17 protein-coding genes and 1 tRNA gene are annotated in these 24880 nt (G+C 45.1%); 6 read left to right on the plus strand and 12 right to left on the minus strand.

Features of this window, described 5'->3' with window-relative positions; translation table 11 throughout:
• Positions 1 to 350 precede the first annotated feature (350 nt).
• The 6 genes from EOD41_RS10440 to EOD41_RS10465 all read left to right on the plus strand — a co-directional run bounded on the left by EOD41_RS10440 (position 351) and on the right by EOD41_RS10465 (position 10089).
• Complete coding sequence (locus EOD41_RS10440; RefSeq protein WP_127704744.1) at positions 351 to 3473, plus strand: SusC/RagA family TonB-linked outer membrane protein; 3123 nt, start codon at positions 351 to 353, stop codon at positions 3471 to 3473.
• A 20-nt stretch (positions 3474 to 3493) separates the two neighbouring features.
• On the plus strand, positions 3494 to 5008 hold the full coding sequence (locus EOD41_RS10445) for a RagB/SusD family nutrient uptake outer membrane protein (protein ID WP_127704745.1): 1515 nt from the start codon (positions 3494 to 3496) through the stop codon (positions 5006 to 5008).
• Positions 5009 to 5035: 27 nt separating this feature from the next.
• Positions 5036 to 7117 (plus strand): hypothetical protein, encoded by a 2082-nt coding sequence (locus EOD41_RS10450; RefSeq protein ID WP_127704746.1) that lies wholly within the window; start codon positions 5036 to 5038, stop codon positions 7115 to 7117.
• 17 nt (positions 7118 to 7134) lie between these two features.
• Positions 7135 to 8043 (plus strand): PKD domain-containing protein, encoded by a 909-nt coding sequence (locus tag EOD41_RS10455; protein ID WP_127704747.1) that lies wholly within the window; start codon positions 7135 to 7137, stop codon positions 8041 to 8043.
• Positions 8044 to 8050: 7 nt separating this feature from the next.
• Positions 8051 to 9088 carry a family 16 glycosylhydrolase gene (locus EOD41_RS10460; RefSeq protein WP_127704748.1) on the plus strand — a complete coding sequence of 346 codons (1038 nt, stop codon included), beginning with the start codon at positions 8051 to 8053 and terminating at the stop codon, positions 9086 to 9088.
• A 98-nt stretch (positions 9089 to 9186) separates the two neighbouring features.
• Entirely contained in the window at positions 9187 to 10089 is a 903-nt protein-coding gene (locus tag EOD41_RS10465; protein ID WP_205780535.1) for a glycoside hydrolase family 16 protein, read from the plus strand.
• A 66-nt stretch (positions 10090 to 10155) separates the two neighbouring features.
• Here EOD41_RS10465 and EOD41_RS10470 read toward each other — a convergent pair whose 3' ends face one another.
• The 12 genes from EOD41_RS10470 to EOD41_RS10520 all read right to left on the minus strand — a co-directional run bounded on the left by EOD41_RS10470 (position 10156) and on the right by EOD41_RS10520 (position 24880).
• Positions 10156 to 10962 (minus strand): alpha/beta hydrolase, encoded by an 807-nt coding sequence (locus tag EOD41_RS10470; protein WP_127704749.1) that lies wholly within the window; start codon positions 10960 to 10962, stop codon positions 10156 to 10158.
• 1 nt (position 10963) lies between these two features.
• A complete protein-coding gene (locus EOD41_RS10475; protein WP_127704750.1) occupies positions 10964 to 12079 on the minus strand; it encodes a Zn-dependent alcohol dehydrogenase in 1116 nt (371 codons plus the stop codon).
• 170 nt (positions 12080 to 12249) lie between these two features.
• Entirely contained in the window at positions 12250 to 13689 is a 1440-nt protein-coding gene (locus EOD41_RS10480; protein ID WP_205780536.1) for an efflux transporter outer membrane subunit, read from the minus strand.
• Positions 13676 to 16855, minus strand: a complete 3180-nt coding sequence (locus EOD41_RS10485) for an efflux RND transporter permease subunit (RefSeq protein ID WP_127704751.1) — start codon at positions 16853 to 16855, stop codon at positions 13676 to 13678. Before EOD41_RS10485 ends, EOD41_RS10480 begins: the two co-directional genes overlap by 14 nt.
• Before the next feature lie 77 nt (positions 16856 to 16932).
• Positions 16933 to 18120 (minus strand): efflux RND transporter periplasmic adaptor subunit, encoded by a 1188-nt coding sequence (locus tag EOD41_RS10490; protein ID WP_127704752.1) that lies wholly within the window; start codon positions 18118 to 18120, stop codon positions 16933 to 16935.
• Positions 18121 to 18228: 108 nt separating this feature from the next.
• Positions 18229 to 18828, minus strand: a complete 600-nt coding sequence (locus EOD41_RS10495) for a TetR/AcrR family transcriptional regulator (RefSeq protein WP_127704753.1) — start codon at positions 18826 to 18828, stop codon at positions 18229 to 18231.
• A 200-nt stretch (positions 18829 to 19028) separates the two neighbouring features.
• A tRNA-Cys gene (locus EOD41_RS10500) sits at positions 19029 to 19100 on the minus strand.
• 52 nt (positions 19101 to 19152) lie between these two features.
• Positions 19153 to 20631 (minus strand): phytoene desaturase family protein, encoded by a 1479-nt coding sequence (locus EOD41_RS10505; protein ID WP_127704754.1) that lies wholly within the window; start codon positions 20629 to 20631, stop codon positions 19153 to 19155.
• Between the two features lie 5 nt (positions 20632 to 20636).
• On the minus strand, positions 20637 to 21884 hold the full coding sequence (locus EOD41_RS10510) for a YeiH family protein (protein ID WP_127704755.1): 1248 nt from the start codon (positions 21882 to 21884) through the stop codon (positions 20637 to 20639).
• Between the two features lie 47 nt (positions 21885 to 21931).
• Positions 21932 to 23455: a hypothetical protein gene (locus tag EOD41_RS10515; protein WP_240663339.1), complete on the minus strand. Its 1524-nt coding sequence runs from the start codon at positions 23453 to 23455 to the stop codon at positions 21932 to 21934.
• Between the two features lie 13 nt (positions 23456 to 23468).
• Positions 23469 to 23615 (minus strand): hypothetical protein, encoded by a 147-nt coding sequence (locus tag EOD41_RS20920; protein ID WP_205780537.1) that lies wholly within the window; start codon positions 23613 to 23615, stop codon positions 23469 to 23471.
• Complete coding sequence (locus tag EOD41_RS10520; RefSeq protein ID WP_205780538.1) at positions 23591 to 24880, minus strand: hypothetical protein; 1290 nt, start codon at positions 24878 to 24880, stop codon at positions 23591 to 23593. The genes EOD41_RS20920 and EOD41_RS10520 overlap by 25 nt, the downstream gene beginning before the upstream one ends.

Below are 24880 nucleotides of genomic sequence, written 5' to 3' on the forward strand. Positions count from 1 at the left end.
ATTAAAGATGTAGTGAAAAACCATCGTCAATGCAGAATTTTCATACCTGTGTGGTAGTGATGTAGTGCTTTTTTATACTGATTTTGCCTAATGCATATACATTTGACCCCGTAAACCCGATGCACCGCATCATTTTTATAAACCAATTATAACACATCATTATGATTACATTTTACGCAAATGTGTCTTGCTTATTTATTATGCATGGCCACGCAGTACGCTGCAAACAGCACCCGCAATCATCGCAGTTCCCACCGTGAACGGTGAACTCATTCCGATTTAATAACCAATTGATCTTTGCGACTTAGCTTGCGAAGACGGACAGTATTTAAACCTAAAAATCAAATTATATGCAATTGAAACTCAAATTATGTTTGGGCATGGCTTTGCTTATATGCTTTATTAATAATGCTTATTCGCAAACATTAAGCCTTAGTGGTAAAGTAACCAGCAAAGCGGGCGAGCCATTACCCGGCGCGTCTATCACTGTAAAAGGCACCACCAACGGCACCATGACCGATGCTAACGGACGTTACACCATAAGTGTACCGCAAACAGGCGCGACACTTCTTGTATCATTTATAGGTATGGGCACGGTTGAAAGAGCCGTTAGCCAAAGTGGTGAAGTAAATTTTGTACTTGAAGAAAACACTACCCTTGAAGAAGTAGTGGTAATAGGCTACGGCACACAAAAAATCACTAAGGTATCGGGCGCTATATCAACTGTTAAAAGCGCCGATATAGAAAAATTGCGCCCATCACGTGTAGAGGAAGCCTTACAAGGCCGTGCAGCTGGTGTAAATGTAATTCAAAACGGCTCACCTGGTGCAAAACCTGTTGTGTTAATACGTGGTATTCCATCATACAATGGTACTCAACCATTGGTGATTGTTGATGGTGTAGTGCAAACTCTTGATGACTTCAACTCAATAAACCCTCTTGACATTGAATCAATCAGCATATTGAAAGATGCTGCTACAATTGCCATTTATGGTGTAAAAGGTGGTAATGGTGTTATTGCCGTTACAACTAAAAGTGGCAAACGCAATCAACGTAATGACATCTCAATAAGCAGCAACTATGGGGTACAGGAGGTTATGCGTACACTTCCTGTATTAAACGCTTCTGAATATGGCGCTATCATTAACGAAGGCAGTACTGCATCCGGCGGAAATATAATTTTCCCTGACCTTTCAGTATTAGGCGTTGGCACCAATTGGCAAAACGAAATATTTAAAACTGCCCCGCTGCAAACACATAACCTTACAGCATCTGGCGGCAGCGAAAAGGTATCATATTTCTTATCAGCAGGCTATCTTGGCCAGGGTGGTATAGTTGGTGGTATTGATAAATCAAAGTTTGAACGCGGTAACTTCACCGCAAACCTTGATTTTCAACTGGCAAAAAATGTGAAGTTTATTGTGAACGCTACTGACGTTCTCCTCGCTTCAAAAGGTGTACAGGAAAACTCATTCAACAGTGTAATCGGTAACGCCATCAACTTCGATCCTACTGTATCTGTTTATAATGATGATCCGACAATGCCGGGCACTTACGGTTACAGCACACGCATACTTTCAGAAATTTTTAACCCGCTTACACGCCTCGACAATACATACAACAAAAATACCGGCAATAAGCTGTACGGGAAGTTTGAATTACAATATGAAATTATCAAAGGCCTGAAACTGACCAGCCGTTACGGTTACACCAAATATGATGCTAATTCAAAAAGCTTCACTCCGCTGGCATTCTATGGTCCGTTTAACGTTGATAACACCATGGGTGTAGACGGGCAGGCATTAACCGATAGGCACAACAGCGTTGCGCACGAAAAAGCCAGCAACTTTAACTGGACTTGGGAAACTTTTGCCAATTATAATTTTAAGATTGCTGAAGATCACAGTTTTGAAACTGTATTGGGTTACTCAATGGCAAAATCAACTAACAATGCCGCCGGCGCAAGCAGACAGGATGTACCTTTCAACTCATGGGAATTTGCTGATTTTACAGCAGCTACAGGTATTAATACTGAAGACAACCTGACAGCCCGTGATGGGTATTACTACCAAAGTTTCCGTCGCAACTTGTCTTATTTCGGCCGCATAAATTATGATTATAAAGGCCGTTATCTGGCATCGTTCTCGGCCCGCCGCGATGGTTCGTACGTATTCGGCGCAAATAACAAATTCGCTAACTTTTATGCCGGTTCATTAGGATGGGTAGTTACTGAAGAAGACTTTTTTAAAGTTCCGTTTATTAACCTGTTAAAAATTCGTGGTAGCTACGGCTCATCAGGCAGTGATGGCAACATCGGCCCAACTTTTACAAAAATAGCAACCGGCGGACCTGATTATGGCGTTCCTGTAAACAGTAACGGATACAACTTTGATAATATATTCTATCCGGGTTCAACTATAGCAAAGGTAGCAAACTTAAGCCTTCGCTGGGAAGGTCAGGTGCAATCTAATATCGGCTTTGACTTAACTGTGTGGGACAATAAAATATCCTTGTCTGCCGACTATTTCCGTAAAGACGTTGACGGTATCATATTCCTTCCGTTCGAATCACTTTACGGACAAGGCACCAGGCCAACGCCTGACGCTAACGTAGGCACTACCAAAACTACTGGTTTTGATTTAACACTTAGCTATAATGAAAATATAGGTAGTAATTTTAAATTGGGTAATACCTTTACATTTACCACTTCAAAAAACCTGGTTACCGCAACTAATAGCGAAGGTACAGGCCGCATTCTTGGTGGCTCATATTTTAACGGACAATCGCAAACGGTTACAGTTTTTGAAAAAGGTTACTCGCCATGGTATTTCTATGGTTACAAAACCGATGGTTTATTTCAAAATGCGGCTGAAATCGCGGCAGCCCCTACCCAATCAGGCGCACAACCGGGCGATATTCGTTTTGTGGATATAAACGGTGACGGTGCAATAACTGCTGCCGACCAAACTAAGATAGGCAATCCGTTTCCTGACTTTACTTTGGGCTGGAATATTAATATGAGTTATAAAAATTTCGACTTTACAGCCTTTACATATGTATCGGTAGGTAATGACATTTACCGTGCTTACGAACGCAACCAAAACTATACCAATAAAGATCGCAGTGTACTTGGCCGCTGGACAGGCGAAGGTAGCACCAACGATGCGAAAAATCCTCGTTATTCATTTACTGATGCAAACAGCAACATTCGCGTGTCTGACAGATATGTTGAAGACGGCAGCTTTGTGAAACTTAAAAATGTGCAATTAGGATATACCTTCCCTACCTCATTTACTAAAGTTTTCCGGAATGTAAGGCTTTACGCGCAGGTGCGTAATGCGCTTGTATTTACCAAGTACACAGGTTTCGATCCGGAGATACAAAATGGTGCTGCCGTTGGTGAAACAGGCGTTGACAGGGGTACCTATCCGCAGCCAAGAACTTATTCAGTTGGCCTTGATATCAGATTATAATGTATTTAACAACTACGACAATGAAGAAAAGATATATAAAATTAATGGCCATGGTTGTAATTGTTGCCATGACTATGCCTTCGTGTAACAAATGGGTGGATTATGATCCTCACGACGAATTTGCCATAACCGATCTTGATTATCTTAAAAAAGAAACCGATTACCGTACAATGGCAATCAGTGTTTACACACCCTTACAGTGGTTAAACCAGGTGGTGCCTATTGGCGATATCGGTTCAGATAACTCTGTAGCTGGTGGTGAGGCGGCGTCAGACGTACCTGCGCTTCAGCAGGTTGACGATTATACCATTACGCCAAACAATGAAACTATAGAAGACTTATGGAGAGTTGCTTATGAAGGCGTAAACCGTGCAAACTATCTGCATCAATATAAAAATACTAATAAAGCCGGCGAGACTGTTGATTTTGCGGGAAAAGAGGCGCTTTATGGTGAGGTGTATTTTTTGCGTGCATACTACTATTTCACACTTGTACGCATGTGGGGCGATGTACCGCTTTTTGTTGACAGGCGTTTGGACTTTGACGACTCGGGCACCTTACAACGTGCCCCAAAAGCCGACGTTTATGCTCAAATAGAAGCCGACCTTAACGCGGCAATAGCTGTACTTCCGCCTACACAGGTGCAAAAAGGCCGTGTTACAAAATATGCTGCTCAGGCTTTATTAGGTAAGGTTTTACTGTATGAAGAAAAATTTGATCAGGCTGCTACTGTATTGGAAAGCATCATTAATGCAAACGCATTTACCCTGGTTGATGACTTTGCTTCGATGTTCCTTGCCGCGGGTGAGAACGGGCCCGAATCAGTTTTCGAGATACAATACACTAATAACTCTCCTTACTATAACTGGGGTGGTTATAACCGCGGTCAGGGCAATTATGCAGTGCAGCAAAACGGTATCCGCGGCCTGAACGGCTCGGCGGCTATGCCGTATGCGCCGGGATGGAGCACCAATTTGCCAACTCAGGATTTAGCCGACGCTTATCAGGCAGGAGATCAACGTAAAGAAGCTACCATACTGGATATAGACGCTTACGCAGCTGCCCATCCTGAATATGGTATTACCTACCAGGTAGCGCCTTATAAAAACACCGGTTTTTATAACGCTAAATATCTTCCGCGTAAAGGTGAAACATCAGGCCAAGTGGAGTTAAACTACCTTAACAATTTCAGGATAATCCGCTATGCTGATGTGTTACTGATGGCAGCCGAAGCGATAAACAGATCAAGCAGCCCTAATACTTCGAAATCACAGCAATATCTTAACGAAGTACGTGAGCGTGCTTTTGGTGACAATACACACAATGTTACTGCTTCAGGCAATGCATTAACTGAAGCTATATGGAGGGAAAGAAGACTGGAACTTGCAATGGAAGGAGACCGCTTTTTTGACCTGGTGCGCACCGGGCAGGCAGCTTCATTTATTGATGGTTTTCAGGCGGGTAAAAATGAAGTGTTCCCGATACCTCAACGTGAGGTAACCGGATCAGGCTTAACACAAAATCCCGGCTATTAATTCATTTTAACTATTAAAAAAGAAATTATGAAGACAATAAGATATTTTCTCAGCATAGCGCTTTTGGTTGCCGTGCTGGCCGGATGTAAGAAGGAAAGCTTTGACGATACTTCCTTTGTAAACGGTATTTCGTCGCCTGATAAATTATCGGTGATGTTTAATATAACCCAGGATAATACAGGTTTGGTAACTATTATCCCCAACGGGGAAGGCGTTGCCTCATACGACATTTACCTTGGTGACGCCACTGCCGAACCGGTAAAAGTAAATGCAGGTCAAAGTACCCAGCATAATTATGCTGAAGGTGTTTACACGGTAAAAATTGTTGGCCATGGCCTTAATGGCGAAACTACTGAAACCACGCAACAACTTACTGTATCGTTTAAAGCGCCGGAGGATTTGCAGATCACCCCTGTAATTAACGGATTAAACGTTAGCGTAAGTGCTAAGGCATCATTTGAAACCTTGTTCAGAGTGTATTGGGGCGATAGCAGCACCGAGCCGGAACCGTTTGATCCGGTATTGGAAGGCCAGTCGGTAGCGCACAATTATGCCAGCGCAGGCGAATACACCATACGTGTAGTAGCCCTTAGCGGCGGCGCAGCCACTACCGAAACCACACAAACCATTAAAGTTGGCAAACAGCTTGACCTGCCGGTTGGCTTTGACGACCCGAACTTTGATTATACCATGAGCAACTTCGGCGGTAACATTTCATCAATAGAAACCGACCCTGCGGATGCCGGCAACAAAGTGCTTAAAGTAGTTAAACCGGGCGGTGCCGAAGTTTGGGCGGGTACCACATTGGGTACAGCTAATGGCTTCGCTACACCAGTGCCGCTGAAAATCAACAACTCGAAAATGAGTATGCGGATATATTCTCCTGCCGCGGGTTTAACCATTAAGCTGAAATTAGAAGACCATACAACCAGCGCTAATTCAGTTGAAACTGACGCTGTAACAACCAAAGCCAATGCATGGGAAACCCTGACATTCGACTTTAATAACAATTCAGCAGGTACACCGGCATTGAACAACGCGACCGTTTACGACAAGGCAAGCGTGTTCTTTGACTTCGGCGCGACTGGCAGCGGTAAAACTTTCTACATGGACGACCTGAAATTTGTGCCCTCACTGACACAAATTGATCTGCCGGTAACTTTTGATGTACCGACTGTTAATTATACTACCACTGATTTCGGTAACAACCAAACCGTTGATGCTGTTGACCCGACCAATGCTGCCAACAAGGTTAAATTAACCACTAAGCCAAACGGCGCCGAAACATGGGCTGGTACAACCATTGGTACGCCTGCTGGTTTCGCAAGCCGCATACCGCTTACCGCAGCAAAATCAAAAATGACGGTGCGTGTGTACTCTCCGGCTGCAGGCTTAACCATCAAACTGAAAGTTGAAGAGCATGGCAACGGCGCTAACTCAGTTGAAACGGATGCTGTTACCACCAAGGCTAATGCATGGGAAACTCTAACGTTTGATTTCAACAACAACTCATCAGGTACACCGGCCCTTAACCCTGCGTTTAATTATGACAAAGCCTCGCTGTTCTTTGACTTTAACGTAGCAGGTAATGGCAAACAGTTTTACTGGGATGATGTGATGTTCGTGTCAGGCGACCCAACTTCGGTTGATATCCCGCTGTCGTTTGAAGGTTCGCTTAACTATGCCTTTACTGACTTTGAAGGCGGTAACGTAACCATTGTTGATAATCCGCATAAAACCGGTATCAATACCAGCGACAAGGTTGGAAGGATGATAAAATTTGCCGGTCAAACCTATGGTGGCAGCGTGCTATCGCTTGATCATCCTATTGATTTTTCAACAAAAAAGACCTTCAAAATGAAGGTGTACTCGCCGCGTGTGGGTGCCAAAGTGCTTCTGAAAGTTGAGAATTTAACCAACGGCGGCATCAGCTTCGAAAAAGAAGTGCTTACTACCCAGGCTAACACATGGGAAGATCTGACGTTTGATTACAGTGCCATTAACACAGCAAACAGCTATCAGAAAGTGGTATTGATATTCGACAATGGCACATCAGGCGACGGCTCAGCCAACTTCACCTGGTTCTTTGATGATATCACACTTAACTAACCAAAAAACTAAAGATCATGAAAATCAACATAAAAATAACAGCGCTGGTTTTGGTTGCAGCTACGCTCGGCTTTTTCGGGTGTAAAAAGAACCAATATTCATTCGGCGACCTTAAAACACCTTCAAACCTCAATCTTACAGCTACAGTTGAGGGTGTTGACGAGGCTAATCCTAATGGTGATGGTAAAGGAACCGTTGCTATTAATGTAACATCACAGGATGCTATCAGCTATAAAATTGATTTCGGCGATGGCAAAGCTGCCAAAATGGTACCATCAGGGGTGATCAACTATAAGTATACCAACCCGGGCACTGCCGATTATATTATTACCGTAAACGCCATTGGTACAGGCGGGGCAACTTCAACAATCAGCAAAAAAGTGACGGTGTTTGTTGCCTTTGAGATACCAACCTACATAGTTGAGGCGCTCACCGGCGGCCCTGGCTCATCAAAGGTTTGGGTTACCGACAGGGAAACTCCGGGCCACGTTGGCGTAGGTCCTACCGACCTGTTTTGGCCAAGCTATTATGAGGCTACCCCAAACCAGCGTGCCGAATGTTTGTATGACGACGAGATCACCTTCTCGGCCGATGCCAACAACAATATCAGCATGACTATTGATAACAAAGGCCAGTCGTTTTTCACTGCTGCGGCAACCGCGTTTTATGGCACAAGTGGCGGCGACGATTGCTATGATTTTGATGTAGCCGCACCAAGAAGATTAAGCTTTATGGACGCGACATCGGCTTCAACAACTGAAAATTCTACCCGCGTTCAGTTCACAGTACCGGGCAACGGGTTGATCAACTTTGGTACAGGCGGTACTGAGTATGAAATACTGTCAATTACAGATACTCAAATCCACCTGCGTAACATCGGACAAGACGGGCTTGCATGGTACCAGAAATTAAAAGTTAAACAATAAGTATATTATGAAATTTATACGGGCATCTATTTTTTTACTGGCGGCTACGCTGCTTACGTATTGCTCAAAAAGCAACGGGGGGACTAATGAAGTCGCTCCCGTTGTTCCTACCGATTTGAATGTTGTATCAACAGTAAGCAGCGATAACAGCGGCACCGTAACGTTTACAGCCACCGCTAAAAACGCAGCGTCGTATGATTACGATTTTGGCAATGGCACCTACCAGACGGTTGCTTCAGGTGTGGTTACTTATAAATACCCTCAATCGGGCACTTATACTGTAAATGTTATTGCCAAAAGCAAAAGCAACAAAACCATTTCGAAATCACTGCAGGTAGTTGTTACCGTTAGCGCATCATTAAAATGGAGCGACGAATTCAACACGCCGGGCGCGCCCGACGCTACCAAATGGGGTTATGATTTGGGTACCGGTGATGGCGGCTGGGGCAATAATGAGCAACAGTATTACACTAACCGTCCTGAAAATGTGGTTGTGGCCAATGGTGTATTGAAGATCACAGCGAAGCGTGAAAACTTCAGCGGAAGTGCCTTTACATCAGCAAGGCTGCTAACAAAAGGTAAGTTTGACTTTACTTACGGTACACTTGAGGTAAAAGCGAAATTACCTTCGGGCGGTGGTGTATGGCCTGCCATATGGATGCTTGGAAGTAATTTTAGTACTGTGGGATGGCCTGTGTGCGGGGAAATAGATGTTATGGAGTACAAGGGTAATGAGCCTAACAAGATCTATTCAACCTTGCATCATCCGGGACATTCGGGCGGTAACGGTGACAGCAAAAACACCACTATCAGCAATGCCAGTACTGAGTTTCATGTGTACAAAGCGGAGTGGTCGGCAACGGCTATCAAGTTTTATGTTGATGATACGCTGTTCTATACATTCCCGAATAATAATACCATACCTTTTAACCATGATTTCTTCATTATCCTGAATGTTGCCATGGGCGGCACTTTCGGCGGAGCTATTAATCCAAATTACAATAGCTCGTCAATGGAAGTGGATTATGTAAGGGTTTATCAATAACAACAAAACCGGTATTCTTTTACCACTGCGCCGCCTTCTGTTTACACAGAAGGCGGTTAGCTAAACGTGTGTAACTGCATAGCCACTATATCTTATATATGATAAATAACAAAAAATTATATTCCTGCATTGCGGGGCTTGCTGCTACCGGTATGTTATACATTGCTTGTTCGGCGCCTAAGGAAACTTACGCTCAAGCACCGGGAAAAGGAAAAGTGCTGTTTTTTGACGACTTTTCAGCAAAAGGGCTCGACCGTGCAAAATGGAATGCCGAAGTTACCGGCATACATGTTAACAATGAATTGCAGGCATACGTTGATTCTTCGGCAACCATATATACAGTAAGCGGCAGCGCTGCCGAAGGGGCCGAAAATGGCGCTTTAGTACTTCGCCCGCAATCGTCTCCCGGGTTTAAAACTACCGACGGGCGTAACTTCAATTTCATATCGGGCAGGGTAAACACAAAAGGAAAGTTCGACTTTACCTACGGCACAGCCGAAGCCCGTATAAAGGTTACCGAAGGCGATGGCTTATGGCCGGCCTGGTGGCTGCTGGGTAATGATACCTGGCCTGAAACCGGCGAGATAGATATTATGGAATACGTAGGCGAAAAAGACTGGGCGAGCGCTGCTGTGCACGGTCCTGGTTATAGCGGCGAAACCCCTTTTGTTAATCGCCAGTATTTTGAAAAAGGTAAAGATGCCACAAGCTGGCACATTTACGCTGTAGACTGGACACCCAACGAAATGCTTTTTAAGTATGACGGGAAACTTATGTTCAGGGTTAACCGCAAAATGGTTGAACACTATGGCAAATGGGCTTTTGACACTAAAAAGTACCTGATATTGAATTATGCTTTAGGCGGCGCCTACCCTGTAAAGGTAAACGGCGTAAAGCAGCCTTACTTTGGTATGCCTGAAAGCAGCCTGCAACTGGTTAAAGAAAACAAAGCTAAAATGCTGGTTGACTGGGTAAAAATTACCAGCTACGATGAAAAGTAAATGTTCTTTTGGTTAATTTAAATAATGTGTGTAACCAGCCTTTTTAAGGCTGGTTTTTTTATTACCTTAAAATTTTAAAAGCTCCGCAAAAAAGCGCAGCGATTTGCCTATATGCTGAGTCCAGTAAGGCCACTCGTGCCCGCCTGGAAATTCCTCGTATGTATGGCCGATCTCGGCCGCCTGCAACTGCAAATGCAGCATGCGGTTATGCTCAATCAGTTGATCAGCCTCGCCACAATCGAAACGCAATGGTGGAAGGGAATCTTTATAACGCAGGATAGTTTGATATACGCCCTCATCATCAGGATCAGCTTGTTTATATACCGACAAATCTTCCTCGACAAATAGTTTCATTTGCATTAGCGAGGTGATTGACGAGTGCCCCGATATCCCCATAAAACGATGATGATATTTTACACCGATACGCAGAGCACCGTATCCACCCATAGATAATCCGGCTACAAAAAAGGGGGAATCTTCGGTTACACAATCTAATTTTTCCATCAACGCTTGAGGCACATCTTCGGCTATCCATTTCTCAAAATCATATCCGCTATGCGGAAGATATCCCGAGCCATCACCCCATAAACCGTCCGACGGCATGGCCAGTATCATAGGTGGCAACTCACCACGATTGATCATATCGTTCAACTGAAAATGAACGCCTGCGCTGTGTGTCCATGCCCAAAAGCTGCCGTAAACACCGTGTAATAGTATCACCACAGGCAGCACCGCTCCTGCCTTCGCCTGCGGCGGAACATACACGCAGATATCTCCGCGTCCTTTTAAGTTCTCAGATTTTAAAACGATGAAGCGCAGGTTATCTGCTTCATATTTGGGGTCGGTTATTTCTATTGTTCTGAATTTCGACATATTAGAAAACGATTACTCCTTTAGCGTTCCTGCCTTTCAGCATATCATCAAAAGCGTCGGCCAGTTTTTCAAGCGGATAAGTGCGGGTGACCATTTCTTCAAGCATCAGTAACCCTCTGTCGTACAGGTCGATTATTTTAGGGAAGTCTATCTGCGGACGGCACTTGCCATACAACGGGTTCATGTAGATTTTGTCCCACTCAAACAGCTTCATATCAATGGTAATATCCTGCTCAATACCGCTTACCTGTAACGCCGTACCGCCGTTACGCACCATGGCTAAAGGGGCAGCGCCAAGTTCGGGTATGGCAGTACATTCAAATGAGTAGTCGGCTCCCCTACCATCGGTTAATAGTCTTACTTCTTCGGATGCTTTTAGTAATCCAGTGTCATTCCGGTCGGGCTGAACAGTGTGTGTCGCCCCAAATTTAACCGCCATAGCCAGCCTTTCAGGGTTGATATCTACGGCGATGATCTTTGTTGCGCCGGATATACGGGCGCCTTGTATAACATTAAGCCCCACCCCGCCCGAGCCAAGTACGGCAACTGACGAGCCGGCCTTAACTTTAGCCACATTTACCGCCGAGCCATAACCCGTCATTACTCCGCAGCCGATAATGCTTGCTGCCTGGAATGACATTTTTTCGGAATGGTTTTTTACGATGGCTGATGATTTAACCACGGTGTATTCAGAAATTGTGCCCAGGTTGAACGAGCGCTCTATTGGCTTGCCGTTCCATGTGGTAGCTTCGAGGTGTGAATGTCCGGGTGAATACCCGTTACCGCCTGCAACCACCGGCGATTGCCGTTCGCAAATATTCTGATTACCTTCAAGGCACTGAAAGCACTGTCCGCATGGAGTTGCCCAATTTAGCAGCACGCTATCACCTACTGAAAAACCGGTAACCGCCGAACCTAACTGATGAATAATACCCGCACCTTCATGACCGATGATCATGGGCTTGCCCCATTCAAGCGAATCTTTATCGGTATGACAAAGCCCGGCAGCCTGTATCTTAACAATCACCTCATCAGCGCCAGGTTCATGAACTTCAATTTCTTCAATGGTAAAATTTCCTTTCCCGTTTGAAACGGCGGCTTTACAAACAATAGGCATAGTGATATATAATTAGTTGCCGCCAAATATCTTCATATAATGCAATTTGTTTATTATCAAAAATTGCTGAATAAGTGGCTTATTTTGTTCGGATAGATACAAAAAGAGCCCCGGAAATAAAATCCCGGAGCTCCAAACTTTAAAACTATATTTAGATAAGGCAGATCTTATTATCTCCAACCGCCGCCAAGCGCCCGGTACAGTTCAATGTTTGCGCCTTGCTGCTGGCGTTCAACGCTGGCAAGGTTAAGTTCAGCTTGCAAGGCGTTGGTTTGGGCTGTAATTACCTCAAGGTAATTAGCCATATCGCTCTTGAACAGTAATTGCGCATTTCTGATAGCCGCACGCAGGGTAGTTACCTGTGTATTGGCTATTTGCTTTTGCTGCTGAAGCTTTTCAGTTTGAACAAGGGCATTGCTAACTTCACCTACGGCGTTCAATACCGATTGCCTGAACTGCAGTACCGCCTGTTCGCGCTGAATTTTGGCCACTTCAAACTGAGTTTTCAGAGTACGGTTTCTGAATATCGGCTGCAGTACAGTACCCGCTGCCAAACCAAATACAGAACCCGGAACGGTAAACCAGTTATCAGCCTTAAAACTTTCCAAACCACCCGCGGCAGTAATGGTAAGCGATGGATACATATTACTCTGTGCCACACCTACCCTCGCGTTGGCAGCCGCAAGCCCCATTTCGGCCGACTTAACGTCAGGCCGGCGGCTTAACAATTTAGCCGGAAGCCCTGAGCGGGTATCATTAAACTCCTGCAACTGCGCCGGGTTACGGGGGATGCTTCCGGGTAGTTGGCCGGTTAGTTCCTGCAGGGCATTTTCCTGTATAGCGATGCTTTGTTCAAGCTGAGGTATCAGTAATGCCGTTGTCTGTCGTTGCGCGTCGGCTTGTTGTACAGCGAGCTGATTCACTTCACCGGCATTTTTAAGCAATTGCGTTAGCTTAAGCGTGCTGTCGCTAAAGGCAAGGTTCTGTTTTGCAATATTAAGCTGCCTGTCAAGCATCAGCAGGTTGTAATAACCTTGTGCAATATCGGCAACCAACTGCGTTTGCACAGCGCGGGTGCCCTCAAATGTTTGCAGGTATTGCGCTAAAGCAGCTTCTTTTTGCCTGCGTATCTTACCCCAGGTATCAATCTCCCATGAGAGATTTAGGTTAGCATTGTAGTTTTCAACGTGGTTGCTACCTAAAAAACTGCTGGTGCTAAGTCCATTCAAACTGTTGTCTGAAGGGCGATTGTACTGGCCAGTTACCTGAAGGTTCAGTTGTGGCAGCCATTGCAGTTTTGCCTGTTTTAATTGCTGCTGCGCAATATCAATGCGCTTTATAGCAATCTGCAAGTCGTAATTATATTTTATGCCTTTGTCGATAAGGCCTTGAAGCGTGGTATCGGTAAAAAACTGTTTCCACTGCAGGTCGGCAATGCTGCTGGTATCAGCAGACGGCGCACCGGCAAACTGCCCCGGCAATTGTACCGCTGGCCTTTCGTAGTTTTTGCCCACCTTGCACGCGCTGACGAACAGCGCGAGCAATAATGAAGCATATATGATGGATTTATTCTGTTTCATGATGATAATGGTTAAATCAGGCGTTTTCATATTCTAATTCTCCCTCGTTTACTTTTGCCAGCGTTTTAGGAGTGCCGGTAACTTTTTCCTGCAGTGCCTGGAAGATGACAAACAGTACAGGTATCACAAATACGCCAAGTACCACACCGGTAAGCATACCGCCTACCGCGCCTGTACCGATGGATTTGTTACCCAAAGCCGAAGCGCCGCTTGCACGCATCAGTGGTATCAAACCAACAATGAATGCAAATGAGGTCATCAATATCGGGCGAAGCCTAAGCCTTGAAGCTTCAAGCGCGGCGGCAACAAGTGCCATGCCTGCCTTACGGCGTTGTACAGCGTACTCCACAATCAAGATGGCGTTCTTGGCCAGCAACCCGATGAGCATGATCAAACACACCTGTACATAGATGTTGTTATCGATACCCATCAAATTAATGAACAGCATTACCCCGAACACACCCAGCGGAATAGTAAGGATAACCGCCAGCGGAAGTATATAACTTTCGTACTGAGCCGCCAGCAGGAAGTACACGAAAATCATACTCATCACAAATATTAATAGTATCTGTGAACCTGAATTAATCTCTTCACGTGTCATACCTGTCCACTCGTAGCCGAAGCCACGTGGCAGTGTTTGTTTAGCAGTTTCTTCGATAGCCTTGATAGCGTCACCGGTACTGTAGCCGGGTTTTGGCACACCGTTAATGGTAACCGCATTAAACAGGTTGTTACGGGTAACCGTTTCAGGGCCGTACACGCGTTTTAGCGTTACCAGCGAGTTTGCAGGCACCATTTCGCCGCTGCTGTTCTTCACAAATATGTCGTTTAGCGATGTAGGGTTGTTACGGTATGTAGCATCAGCCTGCACCATTACGCGGTAATATTTACCAAAGCGGTTAAAGTCGCTTACAAAACTACTGCCGTAGTACACTTGTAAGGTTGATAACAAGTCGCTCACTTGTACACCTAACTGGCGTGCTTTAGCATTGTCAACATCCAGCTGATATTGCGGGTTGCCTGCGGCGAAGGTGGTAAATGCATAAGCAATTTCTGGTCTTTGCATCAGGGCGCCTAAAAATGCTTTCGTGGTTGAATCAAGCTTACCCATGGTACCGCTGGTTTTATCCTGCAGCATAAACTCAAAACCGCTTACGTTACCAAAGCCCTGTATGGTTGGAAAGGTAAAGAAGAACGCGCTACCACCTTTTACCTGCTGTGCCACCTTTTGGGTCATCAGCGAGGTAATCTGGTTCAGGTCTTTCACCGCTCCGCGCTCTTCCTGTGGTTTCATCCTGATGAAACCTGCACCGTATGAAGAAGCATTAGCATTAGAAATAAAGTTCAAACCCTCTACCTGGTAATGGTTTTTAGTAATCGGATCGTTCTTAACGATGTTATCGATCTCTTTCATCGCACGGCGGGTTTGCTCAAGCGAGCTGCCCGGAGGCGTGTTCACCGCATAAAGCAGGAAGCCCTGGTCTTCAGTAGGGATAAAGCCGGTAGGTGTCTTTTTTATCATGATAAAAGTGACTACCGAAACCAATGCCAAACCAGATAATCCTACCCATTTGCGTTTGATAAGGAACTGTATTGAGCGGATGTACTTATCCGTCATGGCGTTGAAAGCAGTGTTGAACGCTGTAAAAAAGCGTTTGCCAAAGCCTTGTTTTACCGGATGGCCTTCACCGTCGTGCGCATGGTTGTTTTTCAGGAACAATGCACTTAACGCCGGACTCAATGTCAACGCATTAACCGCCGAAATTAAGATCGCGATAGCAAGCGTAAAGGCGAACTGCCGGTAAAATACCCCTGCCGGGCCTTGCATAAACCCTACCGGTATAAACACCGCCGCCATAACCAGTGTAATGGACACGATCGCGCCTGATATCTCGCTCATCGATTCAAGCGTAGCTGCACGGGCACTCAACGTGGTACTTTCCATCTTGGCGTGTACCGCCTCGACTACCACAATGGCATCATCCACTACTATACCAATTGCCAGCACCAGTGCGAACAGTGTAAGCAGGTTAATACTGAAACCAAACAGGTTCATGAAGAAGAACGTACCAACAATAGCCACAGGCACAGCTATGGCGGGGATAAGTGTTGAACGGAAATCCTGAAGGAAAATGAACACAACGATAAATACCAGTACGAACGCTTCTATCAGCGTATGCTGTACCTGCTCGATAGACGCATCCAGAAACTCTTTTGAGTTGTACATTACCACCGGCTCAACGCCTTTTGGCAATGTTGTAGCAAACTCGTCGATAAGACGTTTTGCCTCGGTTAAGATATCGTTAGCATTTGAACCGGCTGTTTGAAATACCGCCACACCTGATGTTGGGCCGCCGTTCAAAATACTGTTCGATGAATAGGTATATGATCCAAACTCAACGCGTGCAACGTCGCTAAGCTTAATCATCGAACCATCGGCGTTAGCCTTTATAATGATGTTTTCGTAATCTTTTACCTTATTCAGTTTCCCTTTATATTTTAAAACGTACTCAAACACTTCTTTGCTGCTTTCACCTAAGCGGCCGGGCGCTGCCTCTAAACTCTGGTCTTTGATAGCGCCGGTAACATCCTGCGGAGTAAGGTTATAGGCAGTAAGTCTGTCGGGTTTAAGCCATATACGCATCGAATAATCGTGTGTACCAAATGGCTGAGCCTGTCCTACACCCGGGATACGCTGTAACTGAGGTACAAGGTTAATTTTGATATAGTTTTGCAGGAAGGTCTCATTATAAGTGGTGTCTTTACTTGCAAGGGCAATAAACATAATGATACTGTTTTGTACCTTTTGTGTTGATACACCGGTTTGCACAGCTTCCTGAGGTATTTGGCTAAGGGCCTTTGATACACGGTTCTGCACGTTTACCGCGGCAATATCAGGATCGGTACCCTGGCTGAAGTAAACGTTTAGCGTCATCGAGCCGTCGTTGCTGGAGTTTGATGTCATGTAGGTCATGTTCTCCACACCGTTCACGGCTTCCTCTATCGGCGTAGCAACCGAACGGGCCACTACCTCGGCGTTTGCACCCGGATATGAGGCGGTTACCTGCACCGTTGGCGGCGCAATATCCGGGAATTGTGTGATAGGCAAACCCAGCAGTGATATGATCCCCAACAGCAGCAGCAGTATGGAGATAACTGTTGAAAGGACGGGCCTTTCTATGAATCTTTTAAGCATGATTGTGGTATTAAGCACTCCCAGCCGTAGCCGGGAATGCAGTTAATAAGGTGTTGTTATGTTGTTAGAGCGGTTGCTTACAGCGAAGCCGTTTTTAGCAGGCTGTCGGCAGGCACAACAGTTGGTTTTATCACCATACCGTCTCTTAACCTGTCAATACCTTTGTAAACAATCTTGTCTCCGCTTTTTATTCCTTTTGATACTACGTAGAAGCGTCCGCTGGTGCCGGTTACAGTTAACGGTGTGCCTACAACCTTGTTGCTGTCGGTAAGCGCGTAAACAAATACTTTGTCCTGCACTTCAAAAGTTGCTTCCTGCGGAACAACCAGTGATGACGAGCTTATGCTTGGTATCCTGATTTTGCCGGTGTTACCCGAGCGTAGCAGCCCGTTAGCATTATCAAAAGTAGCCCTGAAGCTGATGGTACCGTTTGTTTTATCAAATTGTCCTTCAGCTAGTTCTACCTTTCCTTTTAATGGATGTGGGGCATTGTCGGCAAGTATCAGTTCAACGGCAGGCATGTGGCTTATTTTCTCCTGGATGCTGTTTCCGGCGAACGTTTCTTTAAACTTGATAAAGTCAACCTCGCTCATGGTGAAATAAGCATGCACTGTTTTGTTTTCAGAGAGTACTGTCAAAGGTTCTACCTGTACTTTGCTGGCAAGGCTTCCTGTTTTAAAAGGTATTTTGCCTATAAAGCCATCAGCAGGCGCGGTTACACGTGTGTAATCAAGGTTGATTTTTGCTGATTGTACCTGCGCTTTTGCCTGTGCAACGTTTGCTGCTGCAGCATCATAAGCGGCTTTAGCCTGTTGAAGCTGAACATCAGAGATCACGTTGTTTTGTACCAGCGGGGTAAGCTTTTTTACGTTGATATCGGCGTTAGCCAATGCAGCTTTAGCCGATAAAAGTATAGCGTTTGCTGTATTAAGCTGCTCGGCATAAGGGCGGGCATCAATTCTGAATAAAACCTGACCTTTGTGCACATAAGCGCCTTCATCAACATTAATGGCTTCAAGGTAGCCATCAACCTGCGGGCGGATCTCGATATCGCGTGTACCTTGCAGGCTTGCTGTGTATTCGCTGTAAGTGGTTACCGGTTGTGCCGATACTGTGATAACAGGCAATTCGGGCGGAGGCGGAGCTCCGGCCCCATTACCGGCATTTGAAGTACCGCAACTGCTGTACAGCACCATGGCTGCCAGCGATATAAAGAGAACCAGGTTCTGTTTAATCGAGTGGGTGATTTTGCTTAGCGTTTCCATATATATAATTGTTAAAGTTTATTGCTATGTGTATTTATTAGTTATTATATCAATGTTTAAACATTGTTAATTTTCCTAACGGTGTTAGGTATAGGCAGAAAAAAATTTCTAACTCAAATTTTTTATAAAGCCGGCGATAGCGTCGTCAAGCACTATTTTGTTCAGTTCGGCATCAATGGCGGGGTTGCCCATTAATTTTATAGATATCAAACCATGCATAACCGACCAAAATGTATGATACTTTAAACACGAATTGACGTCTTCTCTGCCACTATTTTTAATCAGCGCCTCTATCGGCTCCATAACTATCAGCCTGAACTTATCCTGCTCGGGCATTGCTTTTCCAATTTCGCAGCTGGCCATCCCTATACCAAACATCAGCTGGTAAAGCTGTGTATTGTTAAAAGCAAAATCCCAGTAAGCATCGGCCATTGCCCTTATCTGGTCGGCCGGGTCTTTGTGCGCGTCTTTAGCTTCTATTATTTTAACCGATAATTTCTTGAAGCCTTTTTTAGCGAACTCAAGTAATATCGCTTCCTTATTTTCAAAATGATCGTAGATAACAGGTACGCTATATTCAATGGCATCAGCTATTTTCCGGATGGAGAGCTTGTCCCAACCTTCTTTCTGTACCATATCCCACGCCGCGTAAATTATATCATTCCGCACTTCATCTTTCTGCCGCTGCCTGCGTTCTAAAATTCCCATTGCTATTTCCCTAACAGTGTTAGCAAAGATAACAACGTTTTAAATTAAGTTGCAAGTGTTTATAATAAAGGATGCTGTTTTGTTGAAGTTTCATGACAATTGCCGGCGCTTTTTGGCAATTTCATAAAAAAGCAGTCCGTTTATGAGCTGCCTTTTCAGCAAATTTACCCTAATTGCCGGTTTGATTGATTTACAAATCGAGGCGTGAGAACGGATTCGAACCGTTGTAAAAAGTTTTGCAGACTTCCGCCTAACCACTCGGCCACTCCGCCTTAATAAACCGACTGCCCTTCTACAGGCAGGCCGGCCGTTTTTATGGATCAGTTAATAGTCAAGTTGTTTATGCGGCAAAGTGTTAAGCTCTGCCGGCTTTAATTTAAATATGTCCTGCAATGCGCGCTTCGCCGCATAGTAGCCGCACATACCATGCACCCCGCCACCCGGCGGCGTAGATGATGAACAGATATATAACCCTTTAGCCGACGTTTTATATGGCGACCAGCGCAAGGCCGGGCGTGTAAACAGCTGGCCGATATCGATGATACCGCCGTTAATATCGCCGCCTATGTAATTTGGGTTATGCTCGTTTATCTGCTTGGTATTAAAAGTATGTTTTGCCAGTATCCTGTCTCTGAAACCCGGCGCAAAACGTTCGATCTGTTTTTCAATGGTTACCGTCATGTCTTTTGTCGAACCGTTGGGTACATGACAGTAAGCCCACGCTGTGTGCTTGCCTGCAGGTGCGCGGGTATCATCAAACAAACTTTGCTGAGCCAGCAATACATACGGCGACGGCGAATGATAACCTTTGTACGATGCTTTTTCTGACAGTACGATCTCGCTTAATGTACCACCCAGATGAACCGTACCTGCTCTACGACATTCTTTATTAGTGAAAGGCACCGGCGCATCCAACGCCCAATCTACCTTGAAAACGCCATCGCCATAACGGTAGCGTTCAAGTTGCCATTTGTACAGACTTGAAAACTTATGTCCGGCTATTTGCAGCAGTTGTTTCGGCGTTACATCAAACAAAACAGCATGCGCCGATGGCAGTTCCTTTAAGGACTTCACATAAGTATTCAGCTGTATTGTACCGCCTAAAGATGTAAAATAACTTGCCAGTGCGTTGGCTATTTGCTGCGAGCCGCCTTTTGGTATCACCCATCCACCCAGATGCGCGTTGGCCATCAGCACCAATGCTATGGCTGATGTGGCAAGGTTACTTAACGGTTGTATGCTGTGTGCCGCCATCCCGGCGAATAATGCCTTCCCTTTGTCGGTTTTAAACTGCTTTGCCAGCAATGTTGCCGGCTGCAAGGCTGATAAACCAAACTGTGCCAGCGCAAGGGGCTTATTTGGAAAATGCAACGGACCGAGCACATCAGGTGCCAGGTCGGGCCAGCTTTTTACCAGTGGTGCAATCAGTCTTAAGTAAGTCTCCCTGTCCTCACCCAAGGCGTTTGCTGTTTCTTCAAGCGAATGCAGCAACACACCTGCAGTACCATCATCAAGCGGGTGGGCGGCATCAATATCAGGTAAAATAAACTCAAGACCGTGCTCGTGCAACGGCAAGGTTTTGAAAAACGGGGATCCGGCAGCCATAGGGTGTATAGCCGAGCAGATATCATGCTTAAAGCCTGGTAAGGTGAGTTCGGCAGTGCGCAGGCCGCCACCAACTGTATCCTTGCCTTCAATAAGCAAAACCTGTAAGCCCTGCTGCTGCAACGCAATAGCCGCCGCCAGCCCGTTTGGTCCGGAACCAACAACTATAGCATCATAATCGCGTTTTGCGAGGGGCATATTAATTATTTGAATAAAACATAGGCTATCGCCAGCGTCACTACAACGTTAAAACCTTGTGCTACTAAAAAAGCGTATATCGGTTTTCGGCTTTCTTTGTTCACCAGGTCGCGGAAGTTTGTCTCCAAACCAATGCTTGTAAACGCCAGCGCGAACCATAATCCCTGCAGATTTTTAAGCGGCGCCTTTACCGGCGCTATGGCATCCGCAGACAAAAAGAATGAAAACAGTACCGATGCCGCGATAAAGCCGATCACAAACTTAGGAAAGCGCTCCCATATTACGGCAAGGGTTGGTTTATTCTCTTTATCTTTTGATGCCGGGTGTTTTGTGTACGTCCAGTAAACCGAGATAGCAAAAGCGGCAATGCCCAGCAATACGTTCTGCGAGAATTTAACAATGGTGCTGATCTTCAACGCCGTCTCTCCTACCAGCGTACCCGATGCTACAACAGCCCCGGTTGTATCAATACTGCCGCCAAGCCAGGCGCCGGTTACTTCCTGCGACAGGTTAAGTGCTTTAGCAATGTAAGGCATAAATACCATCATTGGTACAGCGGTGATTAGTACAAGTGATATAACCAGTGAAAGCTTTTTTGAATCACCCTTAATTGCACCTGAGGTAGCTATAGCTGCCGAAACCCCGCAGATTGATACTGCGCTCGACAGCATCATGCTAAGCTCTTCATCAATTTTAAGGCGCTTGCATACCCAGTACGAAAAGTACCACACCGATACGACAACCGCCAAAGCCTGTATCAGCCCCAGCGAACCGGCTTTTAAGATATCAGCAAATATGATGGTGGTACCTAAAAGTATCAGGCCGATCTTTACAAAAAACTCTGATGTCAAAGCATCTTTAAACCATTGCGGCAGCTTGAACAGGTTGCCTATAAGCAAACCTATTATTAAACTGAAGATAACCGCTTCAAGGTTGTAATTCTTAACCGCACTGTTTCCGGCTATAATAAGCGCCAGTACTGTTAACAGGTAAATAAACGGAAATGCCTTAAGCGTGTTTGCAACCGGCTTTCCGGTTAGCACTGCGCCAAGCACGGCAACAACGTATACAAAAGCAAATTGCCATACAATTTTAAGCAGATTATCTGCAGCTAATACTTTAGTGGTTAGATCGGCAGAAGTAGTCCAGTTGTACTCGGGTGCTGCAAGTATTACGCCTGCCAGCGACAGGCCGATAATAATGAAACCCATTAGCACAATGGCCCAGTCTTCCGGTATTAAACTTTTACTCATTTGAAATTTTTAGATTGGTGGTTATGTAATTTTTGTAAAGTTAAATGTTAAGGCGTGTACGACAAGTTTGCATGGCGACCCTTTTTAAGCGGATACTGAAGATGCGCACGATCAAGCACTACATATATCGAATCCTTAAACTCATTTGTCCCCCATAGGATTATCCTGTCTTTTGTCGGGCGGCTGTAATGCAGTTCCTGGGCTTGGTCGCGGTTAGCCTTGTTTTTATTGATCAGATGCAATACATGGTTAACCGTATCAGCTTTGTAATGGTAATACTGGCGACCGCCTAAGCCTGATAGTTCCCAGGTTATATTAAGATCACGTTTTTCGGAATCATATTTTTTCTTTTTCGAAGTATTGCCAAAACGCCTTATGTCGCCTCGCCAATCGAAATACCATTTACCGTCATACACCTCGTCGTTGCGTGGGTAACTCCCCGCGGCGAACATTTCAATTTGCTGCGGACGGTTGTACACTTTAAAGCTGAGCGACGACCATTCTTCAAAAGCGGCATCCTGCCAGCGTTTTGGGTCAAGCGGTGAATACGGCACAACTTTTCCGTTCAGTTTAAACTCGGTTACATTGTAATAACCCTTGCTGCCCGGAAGGCCGGGGGTATTGGGCAGCTTGTAAAAATCATTATGGGTATAACCGTAAACCTCAAGCGCGAAAAACAAGATCACGTACACAAAGTTACCGCTCCATTTTATAGCCAGGCGGATATAGTTTTGCCATTTTTGTTTAAACACAGGGTAATAATGCACCACGCGAGTGTTCACCTGGTTTACTATCAGGTTCCATATAGCTGGCAGATCATACCACATCAGGAACAATGAAAGCAAAGCAAGCCCTGCGCTTGGTACATGTTCGCCAATATCATAAGCATGGTTGGCAATGGCAATGTTGCCGAATACCACAAAAGTGATCGCCGCGCCAATCCCTCTTGTTTTGCGGAACAGCAGCAAAAAACCACCTATAAATTCGGCAAAACCCAAAAAGAACTCATATTTGGTAGCTACGCCTATGGCTTCCCAATACAGGCGCTTCGCGAAGAAATCAATGAACTCAGTGTTATATAAACCTTCGTTACCGGCCGGCATCTGCATGATGAACAGCTTTTTATATCCCCATGCAATGGCGGCATAAGCAACGCGATAAGTTACCAGTACCCTAACCCAATAATACAGGTTGTTGTATTCTTTACTTTTTTTATCGAGCGATGTCCAAATGGCTGCGCCGGTAATAGCTATCAGCAATACAAACGGCCAGTTCACATAACTTTCGTACCCGAAGAAGCCACCCTCAGAAAAAATATTAATAAACTGCGGGTTAAAGAACGCTATCGACTCGTTGATTTCTCTATAGGTTAAATGGGAATAATCAATAGTCCATAAGTATTGGTAAAAACCAAGATCGAGCGGTATGGCAAACAAACCAAAAAATATGAATGCTACGCGAAACGCAAGCTTCTGGGTATTTGTCCACTCGTTAAACTCATAAGCAGGCTGGGATATCTCCTTTAACTTTTCCTGTTTTTCAACCTGCGGTTCTGTAATAATATCAGCCATGGTGGTAGTTATTTTATGGTTGATAGGTAAGCGCGGCGCGCCTGCCTTCATATAATGGATATTTCTTGTCTTTCTTATCGAGCACTACGTAAATGTTGTTTTTGTACTGATCGGTACCTGATAAAATAATGCGGCTTATCGTTGGCCTTTCGTAATGCAAGTACAGGCGCTCATCAACGTACTTTTTTTTTTGTTGAACAGTACAAGTGTTTTCTTTACTGTATCGGCCTCATAATAATAATGACGCCTGCCGCCGCCGGTACCTGCCGACTCATAAGTACGGTCAACATCTTTAAATTGCTTACCCCTTCCCGCTTCACCATGAATGTTGAAGGTATTAAAAACGGTATAGGATATTGTCGACCATTTTTCGAACGTTACATCCTGCCAGCGTAGCGAATCAAGCGGTGAATATGGGATATCCTGACCGTTTACCTTGAACTCGGTTACTTCATACAAGCCTTTCGAGTTGGTCAACCCGGCGCGTGCAGGTACTTTATATGAGTCGTGCACATAATTATCATGATGCAGGTAAGCGCTTAACACAAAGAAAATAGCTAAGGTAAATGTCTTAAGGCCGTACCTTATCGCTTTTTGCCATGATTTATTAAACGGATACTGGTAAAAAGTGACAACGGAGTTTTTCTGCCTGATAAGCAGGTCCCATATCGGACGCAGATATGGCCATAATACAAACATGCCGCCCAGTGCGTAAAATGATGCCAGCACATGCACGCCGCCGTCATACACATGGTTTGATATGGCGATGTTGCCAATCATGGCTACGGCCAACGCTGCTCCAAACGCGCGGGTCTGTCTGAAGAACAACAGCGTCATTACCAGCAGTTCAGCGAAGCCTAAAAACACTTCATAAGCAGGAATAAAGCTTAGTTGAATCCAATAAAGCTTTTGCGCTACAAAATCGCCGAAAGGTGTGTTCAGCTGCGTTTCGGCAAGCGGCGGCATTTGCGACGGGAATATCTTTGAAAAAGTAAGCCCCTGCAAACGTGTTATCATGGCATAGGTAACTGCAACAGTAATAAAATAATACAGCACTCGGTAGTTGGTTGATTTACGATCAAGCAGTGTCCATATCAAACCACCAACTACACCTATTACCAGCGAAATGCCCCAGTTAACATAACTGGCTAACCCCAATATGCCGCTCTCTGAGTTTATTGTAGTAAACCGGTAGCCATAACCACCTAAGCCACCAAGATCACGTATATGAGGGTTAGACCAGTCAATATCAAACCATTGTTTAAAATATTCACGGTCAAACGGAACCGTAAGGATGAAAAAGAAAATAAAGAAGATGCGGAAAGCAATTTTTTCATACTCCGTCCATACCGGTGCCTGTGTTTTTACAGGTTGCTTTTTTGCTTGTACCGGGGCCTCGGCTACCAAAACGTCTGCAGTTGCCAT

The organism is Mucilaginibacter limnophilus (assembly GCF_004005815.1).
GTDB classification, from domain to species: domain Bacteria; phylum Bacteroidota; class Bacteroidia; order Sphingobacteriales; family Sphingobacteriaceae; genus Mucilaginibacter; species Mucilaginibacter limnophilus.

Excerpts from the sequence above, each read along its gene's own strand:
- EOD41_RS10455 (WP_127704747.1), top strand. The coding sequence starts at position 7,135 with ATGAAAATCAACATAAAAATAACAGCGCTGGTTTTGGTTGCAGCTACG.
- EOD41_RS10445 (WP_127704745.1), top strand. The coding sequence starts at position 3,494 with ATGAAGAAAAGATATATAAAATTAATGGCCATGGTTGTAATTGTTGCC.
- EOD41_RS10485 (WP_127704751.1), bottom strand. The coding sequence starts at position 16,855 with ATGCTTAAAAGATTCATAGAAAGGCCCGTCCTTTCAACAGTTATCTCC.
- EOD41_RS10510 (WP_127704755.1), bottom strand. The coding sequence starts at position 21,884 with ATGAGTAAAAGTTTAATACCGGAAGACTGGGCCATTGTGCTAATGGGT.
- EOD41_RS10475 (WP_127704750.1), bottom strand. The coding sequence starts at position 12,079 with ATGCCTATTGTTTGTAAAGCCGCCGTTTCAAACGGGAAAGGAAATTTT.
- EOD41_RS10460 (WP_127704748.1), top strand. The coding sequence starts at position 8,051 with ATGAAATTTATACGGGCATCTATTTTTTTACTGGCGGCTACGCTGCTT.
- EOD41_RS10440 (WP_127704744.1), top strand. The coding sequence starts at position 351 with ATGCAATTGAAACTCAAATTATGTTTGGGCATGGCTTTGCTTATATGC.
- EOD41_RS10450 (WP_127704746.1), top strand. The coding sequence starts at position 5,036 with ATGAAGACAATAAGATATTTTCTCAGCATAGCGCTTTTGGTTGCCGTG.
- EOD41_RS10490 (WP_127704752.1), bottom strand. The coding sequence starts at position 18,120 with ATGGAAACGCTAAGCAAAATCACCCACTCGATTAAACAGAACCTGGTT.
- EOD41_RS10520 (WP_205780538.1), bottom strand. The coding sequence starts at position 24,880 with ATGGCAACTGCAGACGTTTTGGTAGCCGAGGCCCCGGTACAAGCAAAA.
- EOD41_RS10515 (WP_240663339.1), bottom strand. The coding sequence starts at position 23,455 with ATGGCTGATATTATTACAGAACCGCAGGTTGAAAAACAGGAAAAGTTA.
- EOD41_RS10505 (WP_127704754.1), bottom strand. The coding sequence starts at position 20,631 with ATGCCCCTCGCAAAACGCGATTATGATGCTATAGTTGTTGGTTCCGGA.
- EOD41_RS10470 (WP_127704749.1), bottom strand. The coding sequence starts at position 10,962 with ATGTCGAAATTCAGAACAATAGAAATAACCGACCCCAAATATGAAGCA.
- EOD41_RS10495 (WP_127704753.1), bottom strand. The coding sequence starts at position 18,828 with ATGGGAATTTTAGAACGCAGGCAGCGGCAGAAAGATGAAGTGCGGAAT.
- EOD41_RS10480 (WP_205780536.1), bottom strand. The coding sequence starts at position 13,689 with ATGAAAACGCCTGATTTAACCATTATCATCATGAAACAGAATAAATCC.
- EOD41_RS10465 (WP_205780535.1), top strand. The coding sequence starts at position 9,187 with ATGATAAATAACAAAAAATTATATTCCTGCATTGCGGGGCTTGCTGCT.